General features: G+C 52.9%; 17 protein-coding genes. 7 read left to right on the top strand and 10 right to left on the bottom strand.

Features of this window, described 5'->3' with window-relative positions; genetic code table 11:
* Positions 1–319 precede the first annotated feature (319 nt).
* Complete coding sequence (locus AC5JMP_RS21610; RefSeq protein ID WP_495853561.1) at positions 320–679, bottom strand: hypothetical protein; 360 nt, start codon at positions 677–679, stop codon at positions 320–322.
* A gap of 306 nt (positions 680–985) precedes the next feature.
* Here AC5JMP_RS21610 and AC5JMP_RS21605 point away from each other — a divergent pair, with 306 nt between their 5' ends.
* The 3 genes from AC5JMP_RS21605 (at position 986) to AC5JMP_RS21595 (ending at position 3001) form a co-directional block, all read left to right on the top strand.
* Positions 986–1273 carry a hypothetical protein gene (locus AC5JMP_RS21605; RefSeq protein ID WP_495853560.1) on the top strand — a complete coding sequence of 96 codons (288 nt, stop codon included), beginning with the start codon at positions 986–988 and terminating at the stop codon, positions 1271–1273.
* 3 nt (positions 1274–1276) lie between these two features.
* Positions 1277–1510 (top strand): hypothetical protein, encoded by a 234-nt coding sequence (locus tag AC5JMP_RS21600; protein ID WP_495853559.1) that lies wholly within the window; start codon positions 1277–1279, stop codon positions 1508–1510.
* An 84-nt stretch (positions 1511–1594) separates the two neighbouring features.
* Positions 1595–3001, top strand: coding sequence for an AMIN domain-containing protein (locus tag AC5JMP_RS21595; protein WP_495853558.1), 1407 nt, complete (start codon positions 1595–1597; stop codon positions 2999–3001).
* A gap of 106 nt (positions 3002–3107) precedes the next feature.
* On the opposite strand, the gene AC5JMP_RS21590 is transcribed toward AC5JMP_RS21595, so the two are convergent.
* From AC5JMP_RS21590 to AC5JMP_RS21580, 3 genes are all read right to left on the bottom strand, one after another.
* Positions 3108–3755 (bottom strand): glutathione S-transferase family protein, encoded by a 648-nt coding sequence (locus AC5JMP_RS21590; RefSeq protein ID WP_495853557.1) that lies wholly within the window; start codon positions 3753–3755, stop codon positions 3108–3110.
* 2 nt (positions 3756–3757) lie between these two features.
* A complete protein-coding gene (locus AC5JMP_RS21585; RefSeq protein WP_495853556.1) occupies positions 3758–3985 on the bottom strand; it encodes a ferredoxin family protein in 228 nt (75 codons plus the stop codon).
* 73 nt (positions 3986–4058) lie between these two features.
* The gene (locus AC5JMP_RS21580) at positions 4059–4856 is read right to left on the bottom strand and encodes a PhnD/SsuA/transferrin family substrate-binding protein (protein ID WP_495853555.1); all 798 of its coding nucleotides are present in this window, start codon (positions 4854–4856) and stop codon (positions 4059–4061) included.
* Positions 4857–4997: 141 nt separating this feature from the next.
* Here AC5JMP_RS21580 and AC5JMP_RS21575 point away from each other — a divergent pair, with 141 nt between their 5' ends.
* A complete protein-coding gene (locus AC5JMP_RS21575; protein WP_495853554.1) occupies positions 4998–5675 on the top strand; it encodes a MotA/TolQ/ExbB proton channel family protein in 678 nt (225 codons plus the stop codon).
* A gap of 76 nt (positions 5676–5751) precedes the next feature.
* Entirely contained in the window at positions 5752–6156 is a 405-nt protein-coding gene (locus tag AC5JMP_RS21570) for an ExbD/TolR family protein (RefSeq protein ID WP_495853553.1), read from the top strand.
* Positions 6157–6169: 13 nt separating this feature from the next.
* On the opposite strand, the gene AC5JMP_RS21565 is transcribed toward AC5JMP_RS21570, so the two are convergent.
* The 3 genes from AC5JMP_RS21565 to AC5JMP_RS21555 form a co-directional block, all read right to left on the bottom strand.
* Positions 6170–6373: a hypothetical protein gene (locus AC5JMP_RS21565; protein ID WP_495853552.1), complete on the bottom strand. Its 204-nt coding sequence runs from the start codon at positions 6371–6373 to the stop codon at positions 6170–6172.
* A gap of 277 nt (positions 6374–6650) precedes the next feature.
* On the bottom strand, positions 6651–7871 hold the full coding sequence (locus tag AC5JMP_RS21560; RefSeq protein ID WP_495853551.1) for a nitroreductase family protein: 1221 nt from the start codon (positions 7869–7871) through the stop codon (positions 6651–6653).
* The gene (locus AC5JMP_RS21555) at positions 7871–8527 is read right to left on the bottom strand and encodes a TetR/AcrR family transcriptional regulator (RefSeq protein WP_495853550.1); all 657 of its coding nucleotides are present in this window, start codon (positions 8525–8527) and stop codon (positions 7871–7873) included. The genes AC5JMP_RS21560 and AC5JMP_RS21555 overlap by 1 nt, the downstream gene beginning before the upstream one ends.
* Before the next feature lie 255 nt (positions 8528–8782).
* Between AC5JMP_RS21555 and glyA the strand changes: the two genes are divergently transcribed.
* The gene (gene glyA / locus AC5JMP_RS21550; protein WP_495853549.1) at positions 8783–10066 is read left to right on the top strand and encodes a serine hydroxymethyltransferase; all 1284 of its coding nucleotides are present in this window, start codon (positions 8783–8785) and stop codon (positions 10064–10066) included.
* 85 nt (positions 10067–10151) lie between these two features.
* On the opposite strand, the gene AC5JMP_RS21545 is transcribed toward glyA, so the two are convergent.
* The 3 genes from AC5JMP_RS21545 to ndhN all read right to left on the bottom strand — a co-directional run bounded on the left by AC5JMP_RS21545 (position 10152) and on the right by ndhN (position 13900).
* On the bottom strand, positions 10152–12065 hold the full coding sequence (locus tag AC5JMP_RS21545; RefSeq protein WP_495853548.1) for a R3H domain-containing nucleic acid-binding protein: 1914 nt from the start codon (positions 12063–12065) through the stop codon (positions 10152–10154).
* A 57-nt stretch (positions 12066–12122) separates the two neighbouring features.
* Positions 12123–13229 (bottom strand): circadian clock protein LdpA, encoded by a 1107-nt coding sequence (gene ldpA / locus AC5JMP_RS21540; RefSeq protein ID WP_495853547.1) that lies wholly within the window; start codon positions 13227–13229, stop codon positions 12123–12125.
* A 194-nt stretch (positions 13230–13423) separates the two neighbouring features.
* Positions 13424–13900, bottom strand: coding sequence for an NAD(P)H-quinone oxidoreductase subunit N (gene ndhN, locus AC5JMP_RS21535; RefSeq protein WP_495853546.1), 477 nt, complete (start codon positions 13898–13900; stop codon positions 13424–13426).
* 482 nt (positions 13901–14382) lie between these two features.
* On the opposite strand from ndhN, the gene rplC reads away from it, so the two are divergent.
* Complete coding sequence (gene rplC, locus AC5JMP_RS21530; protein ID WP_495853545.1) at positions 14383–15021, top strand: 50S ribosomal protein L3; 639 nt, start codon at positions 14383–14385, stop codon at positions 15019–15021.
* The last annotated feature ends 53 nt before the right edge of the window (positions 15022–15074 follow it).

Raw genomic sequence — 15074 nt, 5'->3', positions numbered from 1 at the left:
GTTATTGAGAGTGGACAGTGAGTTATTGAGAGTGGACAGTGAGTTATTGAGAGTGGACAGTGAGTTATTGAGAGTGAACGGCGAGTCTCTGAGGCTCGGACGCGAGGGTCAAGCATTAGGAGATGGAGTCTAGAGGTTGAGAAGTCGGTGGGGTGGCATTGCTGAACTAAAGATTTGTCAGAGTTGACAGTTTTCTAGCCCCCTAAATCCCCCAACTCTAGGGGACTTTGAGTTCCGGAAGTCCCTAAAAATTAGGGGATTGGGGGGCAGCGCAGGATGTTCAGCCAGATTCCCAGACGGGTTTACCCAGCAGATCCCCTCACCCCCGCAGCCGATACCGCTGCAAAATCCGCATCACCTCACCCGATCGCGGTTGCGGAAACTCGCCAGGACTGGGCAAATTGCGGCTCCAGTCGGTGATGTTGGCAAAGCCGCGTTGTTGCAGCTCATACAGCGTTTCTAGCGCACCCGCCTCAGAGCCAATGACGAGGACATAGAGGAGTTCGCGATCGCCCTTGGCACGGGAGGAGTCAAGAGTAGAGGAGTCAAGAGTAGAGGAGTCAGAAGCCAGGAGATTAGAAGCCAGAAATTCAGAATTTTGACTCCTGAATCCTGCCTTCTGCCCTCCTAAATTCAACAAAAACCGATTGGCATAATCCGACTGAAACGAGCTAACCATCAGAGTTCTCCTGTTTTGGGTTTCGGGAAGGAAACCCAAAAACCTAGCCGCCCCGAAAGCATGAAGCATCAGAGCGGCTGAAAGGAGTGTTAAAATTCCTCTTTAGCCACCAGACTGCCGCACCGCAGTTTGGGGTCAGCTACTCATCGCTGCTCGTAACAGCTTTGAGTAGCGCCAGATTTTTGGGATTTAGCTACCGCACGGCGAGTTGCAAATAGCTATTAACGTGTGAGCATAGAGGAAAAGAGGGGCGATCGTCAAGCGGCGATACAGTAGAAATATAGCCACAAAAACAGGGAGGCTCTTATGGAAGTGAGTCAAGGCGATGATCCTCATAAACCTATTACCGAGTCAAACTGCGATCGCTCGGCCGTAGCTAATAAACCAGCCGATGAAGCGTTGCGGGCGATTGCTTACAGTATGGATGCCCTCATTCCAGGACTCTATCTCTGGTGTGGCTCGATGCACATTAGGTTGGGAGGCAGCTTGCCTGAAACCAGCTATCCAGGAACGCTTCACAGCTCAGTGGGGATCGCCCTAGTCCTGCCGGGATATCGCATCTACAGTACTTATCAGGGCAGCTATGACCCTTGAGCGATGACCCTCGATAAGCACAAAATTGATGGCATTCCTCAAATCACGGTTAAAACCCTTCCTGCCGCTGATTTTGATCAACAGCTCATTCAAGCAGGATATAGCAAGCTAGGTTCAGCTCCTGCTCAAGGCAACCGTCTCAAGGTCTGGTGGACTCACCCTACTTATACTAGAGTCGAAGCGATCTATAGTCCAGATAGGGCAATCGCCATCACCGCGTATCATGTCGGCTCTTAATTCGGCGAAAAATTTCGCCTCGATCGCTCAAATCTCCCTTCAAGACGTACTATAGCTGTGGAAAGTCCAGCCTCGGAGGACAGGATGCACAAACAATTTCTTGGCAGTTTAGCTTTGGGTAGCCTAGCCGCGATCGCCCCCCTCGTTCTCGCAGCTCCCGCACGGGCAGATGCGCTGGACTGGACCTATAGCCCCACTACTCAACAGCTAGAAATTACCGTGTCGGGCGGTACCCCGCGCTATTTCTTGGCGGCAGAACCCGCGCGGATTGTCCTGGATTTGCCCAACACCGAAGTAGACCCGATCGCCACCGAGCAAAACTACAGCACGGGCGCAATTCGGCAAATTCGTATCGCCCAGTTTCAGCCCGGACAGGCGCGCCTGGTTATGGAACTGGCACCGGGCACCGTACTTGCCCCCGGACAGGTGGAACTGCGGCGGGTGAATGGCGATCGCTGGGTGCTGCGTCCGCTTCTAGTGGGCGAAACAGCCGCGACTCGTGAAACGGCTGTGACTCGTGAAACAGCGACATTGCCTCCTGCTGCTTCTGGTTCTGTACCCAGAACGATCGCCACACCTTCCATGGTGTTTCCAGGGGCGGCTCCCTCGACTTCAGCCACACCGACTCCCGCAAGTTCTGATGCCAGCTTGCCGCCTCTGGAGCCTGGAGCTTTAGCGATTCCTGTAGAAGTTCCTCCTGCTGAATCTCCGGGCACTCCTGCTGCTGTTCCCAGTTCTCCAGCCCCCAGTTCTCCAGCCCCTAGCTCTTCTGAGGCGATCGCGCTTTCTGTTCCTCCTCCTGCTTCCCCCGCTCAGCCCATTCCGCCGATCGCCGCTTCTCCAGCGCCCCTGACGACACTGCCCGCAGACTTGCCACCCGCGACTCAACCTCGCGATCGCGCTACGTCGGCGATTCGAGTTCCCGCCATTGCTCCGACTGCTCCGACTGCTCCACCCGTGCAATCGCCCGTGCAATCGCCCTTGCCCGTTCCATCTCGCCAATCCTCTGCTCAGCCTTTGCCTCAGCCCGCTCCGTTAACCTCTGAGGCTCCTCCAGTTTCGCTCTCAGTCTTGCCGCCTGCCGCGAGTAACGTTATTGAGTTTGGTCAGCCTTTGGCAGTTGCTGCCGTAGTAATTCCTGCCGGAACTGTCTTGAATCTGCGCTATGCCGGAAGAGAGCCGATCGCCTTATCCAACGCCTCTCAGCAAGAAGTTCTGCTGCTGGTTGAAGCTGTACGCGATCGCTCAGGCAACGTCATTATCCCTGCCAATAGCGAAGTCATCGGTCGGTTTGAAACGAGCGATGCGGGTAGCCAATTTATTACCCAATCTATTAATTGGCAAGACCAAACGCTGCTGCTCAATGCCGAGTCAGAAGTATTACGAGGCAACCGCCGTTTCCTAGGACTCTTGGGACAACGCAGCCGCCTCCGTCAGATTCAGCCCAATCAACCTGTAAAAGTACGGTTGATAGAGGATTTGGTCAGGTAGGGATGGGTGGATGAGTGGATGGGTCAATGGGTGGATGAGTTGGTCGCGGCATACCCCACTCATCTACCCCTCACTCATCTACTCATCCACCCCTCTCCCCTCAAACCTAGTGATCGACTAAAACCTCAGTTTCTGCCGCCGCAGCTATCAGCCATTCTTGCATTGCCGGAAGCCCTAAAGTTGCCTCAGCATAGGCTTGAGCGATCGCATCCAAGGGCACTCCGTAGGTGACAAAGCGGGAGACGACGGGGGCAAACATGGCATCAGCGATTGTCCAATGACCAAACAAAAAGTCGCCGCCCTCGCCAAACTCCTGCCGACAGGCGAACCACAGGGTCAGAATGCGATCGATATCGGCTTGCACGTCGGGTGGTGCGCCTTTCCAGGCAAAGCGACTGCGGCAATCCATCGAAAGCCTCTGCCGCAGCGGAGAAAATCCGGCGTGCATCTCGGCGCTAACGCAGCGGGCGATCGCTCTTGCCCTCGGCTCGGCAGGCCAGAGGTGGCGATCGGGAAACAGCTCGGCAAGATATTCGCAGATGGCGCTTGACTCCCACAGCAAAATTTCGCCATGCCGCAACGCCGGAACTTTGCCCGTGGGCGAGTGCTGCAAGATTTGCGATCGCGTTTGCGGCGTGTCTAGCGGGATGCGAATCTCTTCAAACTCGGCTCCTGTCTGCTTCAGTGCTAACCAGGCTCTTAGCGACCAGGAGGAATAGTTTTTGTTGCCAATGATTAGGGTTAGGGGAGGCATAGTCATGCAGGGGTGTTTTGCAGCTCTGGTCGCTCTTCTTGAACGATCGCCCCTTCTACAGGGCAGACTTGAAAACAAATGCCGCAATCAATGCAGGTGGAAAAGTCAATCCAGTACCAGTCGGTGCCTTTGGCGTTTTTGCCGGGACCTTCGCTGATGCAGGCAACCGGACAAGCATCAACGCAATCGGCAACGCCTTCGCAGGTATTTGTGACAATTGTATGGGGCATGGTGTTCTCGCTCTCTCAAATCGGCAGGGGGGTGCAGGGTCAAATCTGCCTGTCTATAGCCTATCAGGTGTTGCTAAAGCCTTGCGGTTTCTGCCAGTTCTGCCCTGTGACGAAGGGCATCATAGTCCCGATCGTCTACTGCCACAAAGCGATCGATCGTTCCCTGGCTGAGAACGGCTTTCCCTTCTGGAGTCTGATGCATATGCAGGAAGACTTGCTGGAGGCGATCGCGCAACTCTGGCGGTACCTGAGTCGAAATCACCCAAGGCGGAATCGGGCTAGCTCCTAGGTCGTCAATAATGCGGATTTGAGCTGCTATTTCTGGATGCCGCTGTAGCTCTAGCTCCAGAACCGTACTGTCGATTGCCGAAGCATCAATCTTGCCGTCTAGAATCCATTGCAGGGAGGTTTGGTGAGCGCCCGACTCGATCGCGGCTCCAAAAAAGCCGTCAAATTCTCCCAATGCCGCTAAGTGGGCGCGGGTAACGTAGTAGCCAGAGTGCGATCGCGGCTCGTTATAGGCCCATGTGCAGCCCCGTAGATCAGCAAAGGTGTGATACGAGCTGTCTTGACGCACCACCACATCTGAAAAATAGATGGGTTTGCCCTGATAGCGATCGCCTTTAATCACAGGAGCCGCCAACAGCTCAATGCTAGGAATCGCCTGATCTGCTTTCCAAACATAGGGCAATCCACAAATCCAGCCCACCTGAATTTCACCGCGATCGAGTCTTTTTTCTCGCTCTTGCCAAGGAATAGCGTCGATCCATTCGATTGGCATTTGGAGCTGTTGGCTGGTGTAGGTGACGATCGCCTCGCAGATTGGCGCAAAATTCTCTGCCATGCAAGAGGTAAATTTGAGGCTTTTCATGAAGGCTTGATGTATCTTTAGATTACAGCGCCAAGCTTAATCTTTTGTTGAGCAGGTGATTACCTATTGTTAACCAATCCTCAATGGCGTTCAGCTATTCTAGCCAGGGAGGCGGGTCTGTGAATACCTGTAGCAATTTTTATGTCTAATCTGCTTGAGCTGGCTCGTGAGGGCGGGCCAGTTATGGCTCCACTGCTAGGGCTTTCGGTTGCGACAATTGCCTGTGGTCTAGAGAGAGCCTGGTTTTGGTACAAGCTCTTGAGCAAAGAAGACCAGGTGGTGCATGATGTCTTGGACGCAGCGCAGTATAGTCTTGAGGAAGCACGATCGATCGCGGAACAGTCGCAAGCTTTGCCGATTGGTCGATTTTTGACAGCTCCTCTTAAGCTGAAACGGCCCACGCCTGAAACGTTTCGCTTGGCGCTGGAAGCCTCTGCCGACAAAGAGTTTGTCAGGATGCGCAAGGGTGACAAACTGCTGGAAACTGTGGTGGCGATCGCGCCGCTGTTGGGGCTACTGGGCACAGTCATAGGTTTAATCACGACGTTTGGCAACCTGAATGTGGGGGGCGGTGGCTCTGGCGAACAGGCCAGCGCGGCGGCTGCCGGGATTGGAGAAGCGCTCATTGCTACTGCCGCCGGGATGATTGTGGCAATTTTGGCTCTGGTTGTCTTTCGAGTTTTTGTCACCTTTCAGTCACAGCAGATGGATTACTTCTCTGAAGTGGGTTCAGAACTGGAGCTAATCTATCGACAAAACTGGTATGAACCGCAGAATCTGGAAATGACCGATCGCCGTTCACCTGTGAGTAATCTTTAACTAGACTTGTAGCTGTAATCCTGATGCTTTAAGTCTGATCTTCTCAGTCTACTGTTCTATCACCCTGCTGCTCCCCATGCGATCCAATCGCCATCGTCGCTCTAATTCTCTCCCCGAAGTTAACCTGATTCCGATGATGGACGTGTTAATGACCGTCCTAACTTTCTTCATCTTGATTTCGATGACGCTTGCCCTAGAGCAGGGTGTAGAAATTCAGCTCCCTCAGCAGCAGACGGCTAACCCTCAACAGCCTACCCCGTCACCGATGATCGTTGAGCTAGATGTCCAGGGTGTTTCTCTCAATGATCAGCCCATTGCCTCTGCTCCCCTGATGCTGCAAGTCAAAGCTTATTTAGAGAAAAATCCCAAGGGCGTAGTGGTATTGAAAGCTGAACCGCAGATGCCCTATGCCGATGTGGTGAAACTGCTGACTGATCTGAAAGCAACGGGTGGCGAACGAGTTTCACTGGCGATCGAGTAGAGACTCATCTTTTTTAAGAAGCCAGAAAAGGTGAGCTGTAGGAATTTTGTAAAGGCGATCGCGTCACCATAGCTAAGTGCGCTTCAGTCTTTGAAGGGTTCTTAAAGATGAATTCGCTGTAGTCTGCCAAGTTGTCCAATCCGGTCACGTTCAACAGGATTTCGGCAGCTATCCAGAATAGAGTGTTAAAGATTTGGCTTTTACAACGAGCGTTCATCTGTCTAGCCTCCAGCCAGTTTGGGTTTGCTTTTCCCTGGTGAACTCACTTACCTATCCGAAGAGGTTCGGCAGATTATGCAGAACCAAAAAATCCCCTGGAAATCTGAGCGATCGCCAAGGGAAGATGGAGGAATTAAAGTCAAAGGCTTTACTCAAGTTGTCAGCAAGGGCGGGTAGGATTACGCAAAACTTGCCAATCTATCCAAAAGGGCAGGGCTACGCTGACCGAGCTATAAAGGCGACCTAGAGATGGCTCGAAGTTCAGCTCAATCCAATTAAGTAGGCTTAGCGCCCATTACAATATCTTCGATCGGGCGACGGGCGCTAGCTAGCGCGGCTGAGGTCGGATAGCCTAGACGAAAAGCAAATGTTGGCTTCCAGCTTGCATCTTGAGTCATCTGGGCTAAAAGTTCCGCTGTTTGGGGCGCTTTGCCGAGCTGTCGTTCTCGATCTACCATCTCTGGAAGCTGGTTAAGCGGTTGCATAGCCAATCCTTGTGTCGTTGCCCAGAGATGAATCTGTTGCCAGAGCTGTCCAGCTTGTAAGGCTTGAGGCTGATCATACAAATCCCGAACGGCAATCAAACCAAACGCAGGCGAGGTGTCTAAAGCGGTTTTGGTGCTATTTATCCACGATTGATGCTGCGTCTCAGGTGAGACAGAGGGCAACATCTTAACCAATGAGCGCATCATCCAGGACAAGCCAGAAGCATCGATATGCACACCGCTCCGCTGCTTTTGAAGGTCTTGCCAGCTTGACCGAAACCAGCGATCGCCATCATGAGACATGGTTGGATCTGCGACGATCGCTTCTGTTGCCGCTAGCGTTCCTTCAGAAAAGCGCTGGCGCTCTGGGTCTGAAACTAACAGAAATAGCTTTAACTTAGCCTGATCTTCAGCCTGATCTTGAGCTAGGGCGGCCAATGATGCTAAAGCCTCAGGCGCAACCGAACGCTGGAGGTCATAAGCCGCACGATTTGTCCGCCGATTGGGGATGGCATCATACAGCGCTGGGGTAGAGCGTTGGCCGGAGGATAGGTTGAGCGTGGCTACCCGTTGAGAGTCGAGATTAGCAGGCGGTTGGGTCAGGGTGCCTGGGTCAAGCGTGAGTTGAGCGCGATACCCTTCAGCTTGAGCCGCCAGCAGCATGTTCTCAACAGCGCACCCTAGCCCGATTCGCATTTCTCGGAGGTAGGGGTCCATTGCACCCAGGTGGCGGCGGGTATCTGCATACACATTGATCTGCTCGCCTTGCTGAGAGCTTGTGACTTGGAATATCCAGGGCTGGGTATTGTGGGGGCTAGAGGCTAAGATTGCCGATCGCACTAGGGCTAAAGCTCCTTCAGGGCGATCGGTTCGCCAGGTTTCCCAGGGTTCATAGGCGGGGCCAGTGCCCGTGCTCCATACGCCTCGGTCATAAGAGCGCCATACACCGCCTGCAACGACAACGGTCACAGCACTAGCTGCCGTGAGTTTTAGAAAGCTTCGTCTTTTCATCAAGTTCTCTCTGGGGTGAGGGTAGGAATCGCAGCAGGCATTGCGGTTAGCTGGGGCCACTCTGCTAGAGCTGTTTTGCTCATGTAAGGGCGCATAACTTGCAGCATTAAATTAATGGCTGCTTGAATGGTTTGAGGATTGATAGCCGCGTCCTCCATTTCCAGCGAGGGCAGCCAGGCATCATTGATCAGCCAAATAATTTTGATTAGGGCAGGTAAAGTGGTCGAATCCTCGAAACGCCGGAGAACGCCCGTCTCAACCAATCCTTGGCAAAAGGATTCAATTTCTGCTAGCCGCTGTCGATGAATGGTGCGATACCGCTTTTTCAATTCCGGATCGGCTTGAAAGAGAGCGATTTGCTCTCGGTAAAAAAAGCGATATTCCCATAACAGAAAAAAGACGCGACTCAATCTTTCATGCAGATGACTCAATGAGGGCTTAACATTCGGGGTCCAGCCTCCGTCCATTTCACGGATCATTTGCTCCAAGATGGCTTGAATAATTTCCTGTTTATTTCTGAAGTGATAGTAGAGATTGCCAGGACTGATCTTTAGAGACTCAGCAATGTGATTGGTTGAAACGGCAGATGTCCCCTGTTGATTAAACAGTTGAATCGCGGTTGCAATAATCCGAGATTTTGTACTCTGGGCAGTCATAAACAAAAGCTTAGAGTAATTACTCTAACATCCTAGAACAATTACTCTAAATGTCAACCCTACCTTGAACTCCCATCCAAACGCTGTCAGCCGTTGGCGAGTTATATTTATTAAGCTGGAGGGCAGCGGCACTTCGCGCAGAAAACCCTGTGGGGTGACTGTACGAGGTTTGTCGATCGCGGCTGCAAACTAACCTGAGCGTGAGCAGCCACCCCTATTTCTAACCGTTCTTTTACCTTAAGTGGGAGTTTGCTTGTGACTCAGACCAACCTGGATTTTCTGGCAACAACTGATCCGATCGTGGCAGGGCTGGTTCAGCAAGAGCTTCAGCGCCAGCGCGACCACCTGGAGCTAATTGCCAGCGAGAACTTTACCTCGGCAGCCGTGATGGCAGCCCAAGGCTCGGTGCTGACCAATAAATATGCTGAAGGCTTGCCCAAAAAGCGCTACTACGGCGGTTGCGAATTTGTCGATGAAGTCGAGCAGATTGCGATCGATCGCGCTAAGCAGCTCTTCGGCGCCGCCCATGCCAATGTGCAGCCGCACTCAGGTGCTCAGGCAAACTTTGCCGTTTTTCTCTCGCTCCTAGAACCGGGCGACACGATTATGGGCATGGACTTGTCCCATGGCGGACATTTGACCCATGGCTCTCCGGTGAATGTTTCTGGTAAGTGGTTCAAAGCCTGTCACTATGGCGTGAGTCAAGAAACCGAGCGACTTGACTATGATCAAATTCGCGATTTGGCTTTGCAGCACCGTCCTAAAATGCTGATCTGCGGCTACTCGGCTTATCCTCGTGTGATTGAATTCGATAAGTTCCGGGCGATCGCCGACGAAATCGGGGCTTACCTGCTAGCAGACATTGCCCACATCGCTGGATTGGTTGCCTCTGGGCATCACCCCAACCCAATTCCTCACTGTCACGTTGTTACCACCACCACCCACAAAACCCTGCGGGGACCTCGCGGCGGTTTAATCCTCACGGGCGATGCTGAGCTGGGCAAGAAGTTTGATAAGGCAGTCTTCCCCGGAACGCAGGGCGGCCCCCTGGAGCACGTGATTGCAGGTAAAGCCGTAGCGTTTGGAGAAGCGCTCCAGCCCAGCTTTAAGACCTACTGTGGTCATGTCATCGAGAATGCTAAGGCGATGGCGGCTCAGCTTCAGGAGCGGGGCCTGAAGACCGTTTCTGGCGGCACAGACAATCACCTGATGCTGGTGGATTTGCGATCGATCGCCCTCACTGGCAAGCAAGCCGATCAGCTGGTCAGCGGGGTCAACATCACGGCAAACAAAAACACCGTGCCCTTTGATCCTGAGTCACCCTTTGTCACCAGCGGTCTGCGTCTTGGTTCTCCCGCTATGACCACACGCGGCATGGGCATCGAGGAGTTCGTTGAGATTGCCAACATCATCAGCGATCGCCTCCTCAACCCCGAAGATGCGGCTGTCGCGCAAACCTGCCGTCAGCGCGTCGCCGATTTGTGCGATCGCTTCCCCCTCTACCCTCACCTAGTGGCATCCGTACCTGCCCTGGTGTAGCTTAGGGTCTAACTAAAAAGGGAGCTGAAACACGTTTCAGCTCCCTTCGCCAGAATTCAAGATCCAGAATTCAAGATCCAGGTTTTTATGCCGGGTAAATCCTCAGCCGCCGATTCGGTTCTTCACCAAAGCTAGAGGACTTGAGCCGATAATGCTCTACTAACTCATGCTGCATTTTGCGCACCTTTGCTGATCGCGGTAGAAGCTCCACAGGTTGACCTTTGGGCAACACAATTTGCTCTACGGCTAGACGCGCTTCCTCCAAAGCCTCGATTTCGTCTTCGTCAGCGCTGTTGTAAAACAGGCTCAGGCTAGCAGACTCATCTTCTTCATCCGTTTCCTGAAGGTGCAGCATCCGCTGGAGGGCACGAATGATCTGCGGCAAGCTATTCGACTTGACGACATGCACCGGAACTTGACGGTTTTTTGCTAACAGCCGCAGCTTAGAGTGATTTTTGATATGCGATCGCAATGCCAGTACCGCATCAGCGCTGTCGATATCTTTGGTCAGGACGATCGGCAGATTCAGCGTCCGGATCACTTCCTCTAGCTGATGCCGACTGATAGCGTAAGGATAAACATGCAGCGGCAGATCTTCCCCATTTGGCCCAGGTCTGGGCACTGCGCCCATCGGCTCCATCTGCGTGAAAGCGTCTGCCAGAGAATCATTCAAGAGCTGATCAAACTCCTGCCGTTCAGAAAGAGGCTCTGAGGGAGCAATAGAGTTGCCTAACTCAGCCCAGCTTGAGTCGCCCCGACCTAACTCACCCCGACCTAACTCACCCCGACCTGAGTCGCCCCGACCCATATCGTTGCGCTTGTAGGAAGACATCGGGGTGACTTGTCCAGACGATCGCCATCCCCCCCGGCTCGAATTTTGCGTGTAGCCATTCAAAGGAGAGGCTCCGAAAGGCTTAGAAGCGGCAATCTGAGGGGCAGCAGGCGTTTCCTGCGTCGTAATCACGTTGCCCTGTTCATCCACTGTGCGCACCTGCAATACGGGCTGTCGTCCTCGCAGCAGCGTATCCACGGTTTCTGCTACCTGCTCATGCACAACCCAGCGCTGCCGTTCCAGCATTTCGACAGCAATGTCAAAGGTGGGCGGCGCTTTGCGTTCCAGCACGCTCTTTTGACTGCCCCGACGACGCGCTTCCTCATCCCCCAGGGTGACAGACTGAATGCCCCCTACCAAATCGGAAAGGGTCGGGTTTTTGATCAAATTCTCAATCCGGTTGCCGTGAGCGGTGCCCACAAGCTGCACGCCTCTCTCGGCGATTGTCCGTGCTGCCAAAGCCTCCAGCTCTGTGCCAATCTCATCAATCACAATTACTTCAGGCATATGGTTTTCCACAGCCTCAATCATTACCTGATGCTGAAGCTCAGGACGAGACACCTGCATCCGTCTGGCCCGACCGATCGCCGGGTGAGGAATATCGCCATCTCCCGCAATTTCGTTCGAGGAGTCAATAATTACTACCCGCTTGTTTAGGTCATCGGCTAGCACGCGGGCAATTTCTCGGAGAGCGGTGGTCTTGCCCACGCCGGGACGACCTAACATCAGAATCGATTTTCCTGTCTCCACCAGATCGCGGATCATGCCGATCGTTCCAAAAATAGCGCGACCGACGCGGCAGGTTAGACCAATCACATCTCCGGTGCGGTTGCGAATAGCGCTAATTCGGTGCAGGGTGCGTTCAATTCCCGCCCGGTTGTCCCCGCTAAATATGCCGACCCGCTCAATGCAGTAGTCCAAATCGGATCGGGAAATGGGGACTTCAGAGAGATACTCGGCTGTTCCAGGGAAGCGGGCTTCGGGACGACGACCTAGGTCTAGCACAACTTCCACAAGGCGATCGCGCTGAGGATGGTGTTGTAAAGTCTCTCGAATTGCTCCAGGCAGCATTTCCAGGAGCTGATTGAGGTCGTCCGTAACTTGATTTGTAATCTGAACAGGCTCAACCTTATCGGACAGAGGATCAGAGGGGCTACTAAATGTCATGGAGGATGAATATCTGGGTGCGAGAAGCGAATCGAGAAAAGGAGCGTGAGAAAAGGCTTACTTTGGGACGGTCTGTCTGAGTTTCATGGGTGCCTTGACGGGTGAAATGAGCGAGTGCGCCAGATGTACGGCTTGCCACAACAGCTCTGGCGTGTCTTCTAGCGCTGGAGATGCCGCTGGGTTAACCGACTGCTGCATTTCTAACTGGTCTAGAACGGGAGAAAGCAGCACACGAGCATAGCTGCCAAAGGCCAGTCCAGAGATGCCCTGTTGCGGGTTAGGCTGCTGTCCTTTACGCAAGCCGATCGCCTCTAGCTTGGCAACGGTATGGCTGTTCGTTCCACCCGCTAGCTGCACATAGCCCGGTAAGTTCATGGCCAGAACCTTTTGACCCAATTTCACTGCCGATCGGGTTGCGCCATCACCAATGTCTCCGCTCATGGGTCTGCCGTCAGTTTGCCAAATGAGGTCACAGGGCAATGATGACAAGCCAGACATTATCTTATAGAGTGCCCGAAGATAGTCCTCCAAGCCCTCGCCATCTGGACAGCTTAAAGCCACCAGCTTTAGGCGCGGCAGGACGGGCACAATCGCCGTTTTCCACAGCCGTTCAAACTCGCTGAAACGACCCATCTGAGTATGAATCTCGACAGCATCAACATCCCTCAGCAGGGCAGCGACTGTGGTCAGAGGCGCAGTGTGAGATTGTGTAAAAATCTTTTGCTCAGGACAAATGGGCAGACAGCGACCGCAACCATAGCAATGGCTCTCAAGAACGCCTTGCTCAAAAACGATCGCTCGTGCCGGACAAATCGTTTCACAGGGACGAGGACAGTCTGTTGGACAGGTGGATGGGTCAAAGCTTGCCTTGCGGAAGTGCGGATCTTCGCCATCGCTGAGGCTCACCATTAGCCAAGGCTGACCGTTGCCCGAATATCCTCTCATCTGCGCTTCGGGTGCTAGAGCTTCTGCTGCTCGCAGCCCATCTTGCGCCGCTGATACCACGGCTGGATCAGCCGCAACGTCAACACAGTCCGCACCTGCCAAAGCATACGCCAGGGTGAGGCTTCTAACGGCAGGGAGGTGCTGGAAACTGGCTCCGCAGATCAGCTTGAACCAAGTGCCACCCTTCAGCGATCGTAGGGGATAGTACAAATCAATCACCCTTACATACTAAAGGGTTATGTCTGAGCTGACGAGAAAACTCGCATACATTGCAGTCTACCGTAGAGACAGAGAACTTGCATGTATTATGAATTGCCTCCTCTCAATAGTGATCCCCATTGGATTTGGCTCAATTCCTCGTCAGTTTGTCTCGGTAAGCGCCGCAGATTTCAACAGGCTCTAAGAGACGCAACTCAAGCAGCCGCTAAAAATTGCTGTAGGGGCTTCCAGCTAAAGCTACGTCCGCCACCCATTTCAACCACAACCTTAATTCGAGGTTCGATCGAGGGAAGCGTAATTAAGTACTCGATCTCTTGCTGCGACAGCACTACCCCCTCCTGCATCCAAATCACAAGCCCTTTAGATTTAGCGGGTAGATGCTCTAGCTGATAGCCTGCCACTGGCATTACATAGTAGCGATAGCCAACCGATCCCTCCCGCTCCAACGTTTTCTTGCCCAGATGGGGCGGACGCATGCCGTGAATGTTCATTAAGTAAGAAGATAGATCTCCTAATCCACGGGCTGTGATGGAAAGCATGGTGTAGCCTGATGCGCGCAACCGTCGCTGATAGCGCCCTTCATGTCCACCCTCTAAAGGCACGTAAAGCCCAACTGAGCCGGAGGATTCTACGTCTTGAATGAATTTTTTGCCAGTGGTGATCAATGCCATAGCCTATTCGTCCTCAAAATTCAATTTCAAGCGCTAGAGAATCATTATAGGGAAGGCGCGATCGCCAATCAAGCTTACTGTCCTGAATAATTACGTTATTTTTCACAGGGGACAGTTTTTGCCCATTGAGCGAAGAGTCGCAACAAAAAAATGGGTGATGCTCTGGACAATTTCTCAATATTTGTTTATGATGAATGACTGTTGCCAAAACATGGATTGAGGCAGTAAGCGTCTCAGAGGATACTGGAAAGATCTTGCAAATGTTCTCTCCAAGTCCTGGCACACTTGCACAGAGATAGGCAAATTAGTTTTTGACTTCTCTAAGCTGACTTGAAGCGTGTAAAAGTTTTGTGTTGTCCTCAACTGCGTAAAAGCAGCTTGAGACATCACATTCTGTTGGATTAACAGAGAGGGAGAATCTAGTGAGCTAGTTCTGACTGGCTCCATCTCTGTGTGATGTGTAAAGCAAGGGGAGACTCATTGTGTCTGTTGGTATTCTTGGCACAAAGCTTGGGATGACCCAAGTGTTTGACGAAACGGGAATTTCTATTCCTGTCACCGTTGTGCAGGCTGGTCCCTGCACTGTTACACAGATCAAGACTCCGGAAACGGATGGCTATTCTGCGATTCAAGTTGGCTATGGAGAAGTTAAAGCAAAGGCGCTCACTAAGCCCGAACTGGGTCATTTCCAGAAATCGGGTGCGTCACCGCTACGGCATCTACAGGAGTATCGCCTAGAGAATCCCGGTTCTTATGAATTGGGTCAGCAGCTCAAAGCGGATACGTTTGAAGTGGGTCAAGTTATCGACGTCGTTGGCACCAGCATCGGTCGTGGCTTTGCAGGCTATCAAAAGCGGCACAACTTCAAGCGAGGTCCAATGTCGCATGGTTCTAAGAACCACCGCGCTCCGGGTTCAACGGGTGCAGGGACTACGCCGGGTCGAGTTTACCCTGGTAAGCGGATGGCGGGTCGTTTGGGCAATAGCCGCGTCACTATTCGGAAGCTGACCGTGGTGCGGGTTGATGTCGAGCGGAATCTTTTGCTGATTAAGGGCGCTGTTCCGGGTAAGCCGGGTGCATTGCTCAACATCTTGCCTGCCACGATCGTGGGTCAGAAGTAGGGCGATCGCAACTCTCAGGTCATAGCTCTTAAGTCATAGCTCTTGAGTCATAG

The organism is Drouetiella sp. (assembly GCF_059504425.1).
This window is presented reverse-complemented; position numbering and strand designations above follow the sequence as displayed.

Excerpts from the sequence above, each read along its gene's own strand:
- AC5JMP_RS21610 (WP_495853561.1), bottom strand. The coding sequence starts at position 679 with ATGGTTAGCTCGTTTCAGTCGGATTATGCCAATCGGTTTTTGTTGAAT.
- AC5JMP_RS21605 (WP_495853560.1), top strand. The coding sequence starts at position 986 with ATGGAAGTGAGTCAAGGCGATGATCCTCATAAACCTATTACCGAGTCA.
- AC5JMP_RS21600 (WP_495853559.1), top strand. The coding sequence starts at position 1,277 with ATGACCCTCGATAAGCACAAAATTGATGGCATTCCTCAAATCACGGTT.
- AC5JMP_RS21595 (WP_495853558.1), top strand. The coding sequence starts at position 1,595 with ATGCACAAACAATTTCTTGGCAGTTTAGCTTTGGGTAGCCTAGCCGCG.
- AC5JMP_RS21590 (WP_495853557.1), bottom strand. The coding sequence starts at position 3,755 with ATGCCTCCCCTAACCCTAATCATTGGCAACAAAAACTATTCCTCCTGG.
- AC5JMP_RS21585 (WP_495853556.1), bottom strand. The coding sequence starts at position 3,985 with ATGCCCCATACAATTGTCACAAATACCTGCGAAGGCGTTGCCGATTGC.
- AC5JMP_RS21580 (WP_495853555.1), bottom strand. The coding sequence starts at position 4,856 with ATGAAAAGCCTCAAATTTACCTCTTGCATGGCAGAGAATTTTGCGCCA.
- AC5JMP_RS21575 (WP_495853554.1), top strand. The coding sequence starts at position 4,998 with ATGTCTAATCTGCTTGAGCTGGCTCGTGAGGGCGGGCCAGTTATGGCT.
- AC5JMP_RS21570 (WP_495853553.1), top strand. The coding sequence starts at position 5,752 with ATGCGATCCAATCGCCATCGTCGCTCTAATTCTCTCCCCGAAGTTAAC.
- AC5JMP_RS21565 (WP_495853552.1), bottom strand. The coding sequence starts at position 6,373 with ATGAACGCTCGTTGTAAAAGCCAAATCTTTAACACTCTATTCTGGATA.
- AC5JMP_RS21560 (WP_495853551.1), bottom strand. The coding sequence starts at position 7,871 with ATGAAAAGACGAAGCTTTCTAAAACTCACGGCAGCTAGTGCTGTGACC.
- AC5JMP_RS21555 (WP_495853550.1), bottom strand. The coding sequence starts at position 8,527 with ATGACTGCCCAGAGTACAAAATCTCGGATTATTGCAACCGCGATTCAA.
- AC5JMP_RS21545 (WP_495853548.1), bottom strand. The coding sequence starts at position 12,065 with ATGACATTTAGTAGCCCCTCTGATCCTCTGTCCGATAAGGTTGAGCCT.
- ndhN (WP_495853546.1), bottom strand. The coding sequence starts at position 13,900 with ATGGCATTGATCACCACTGGCAAAAAATTCATTCAAGACGTAGAATCC.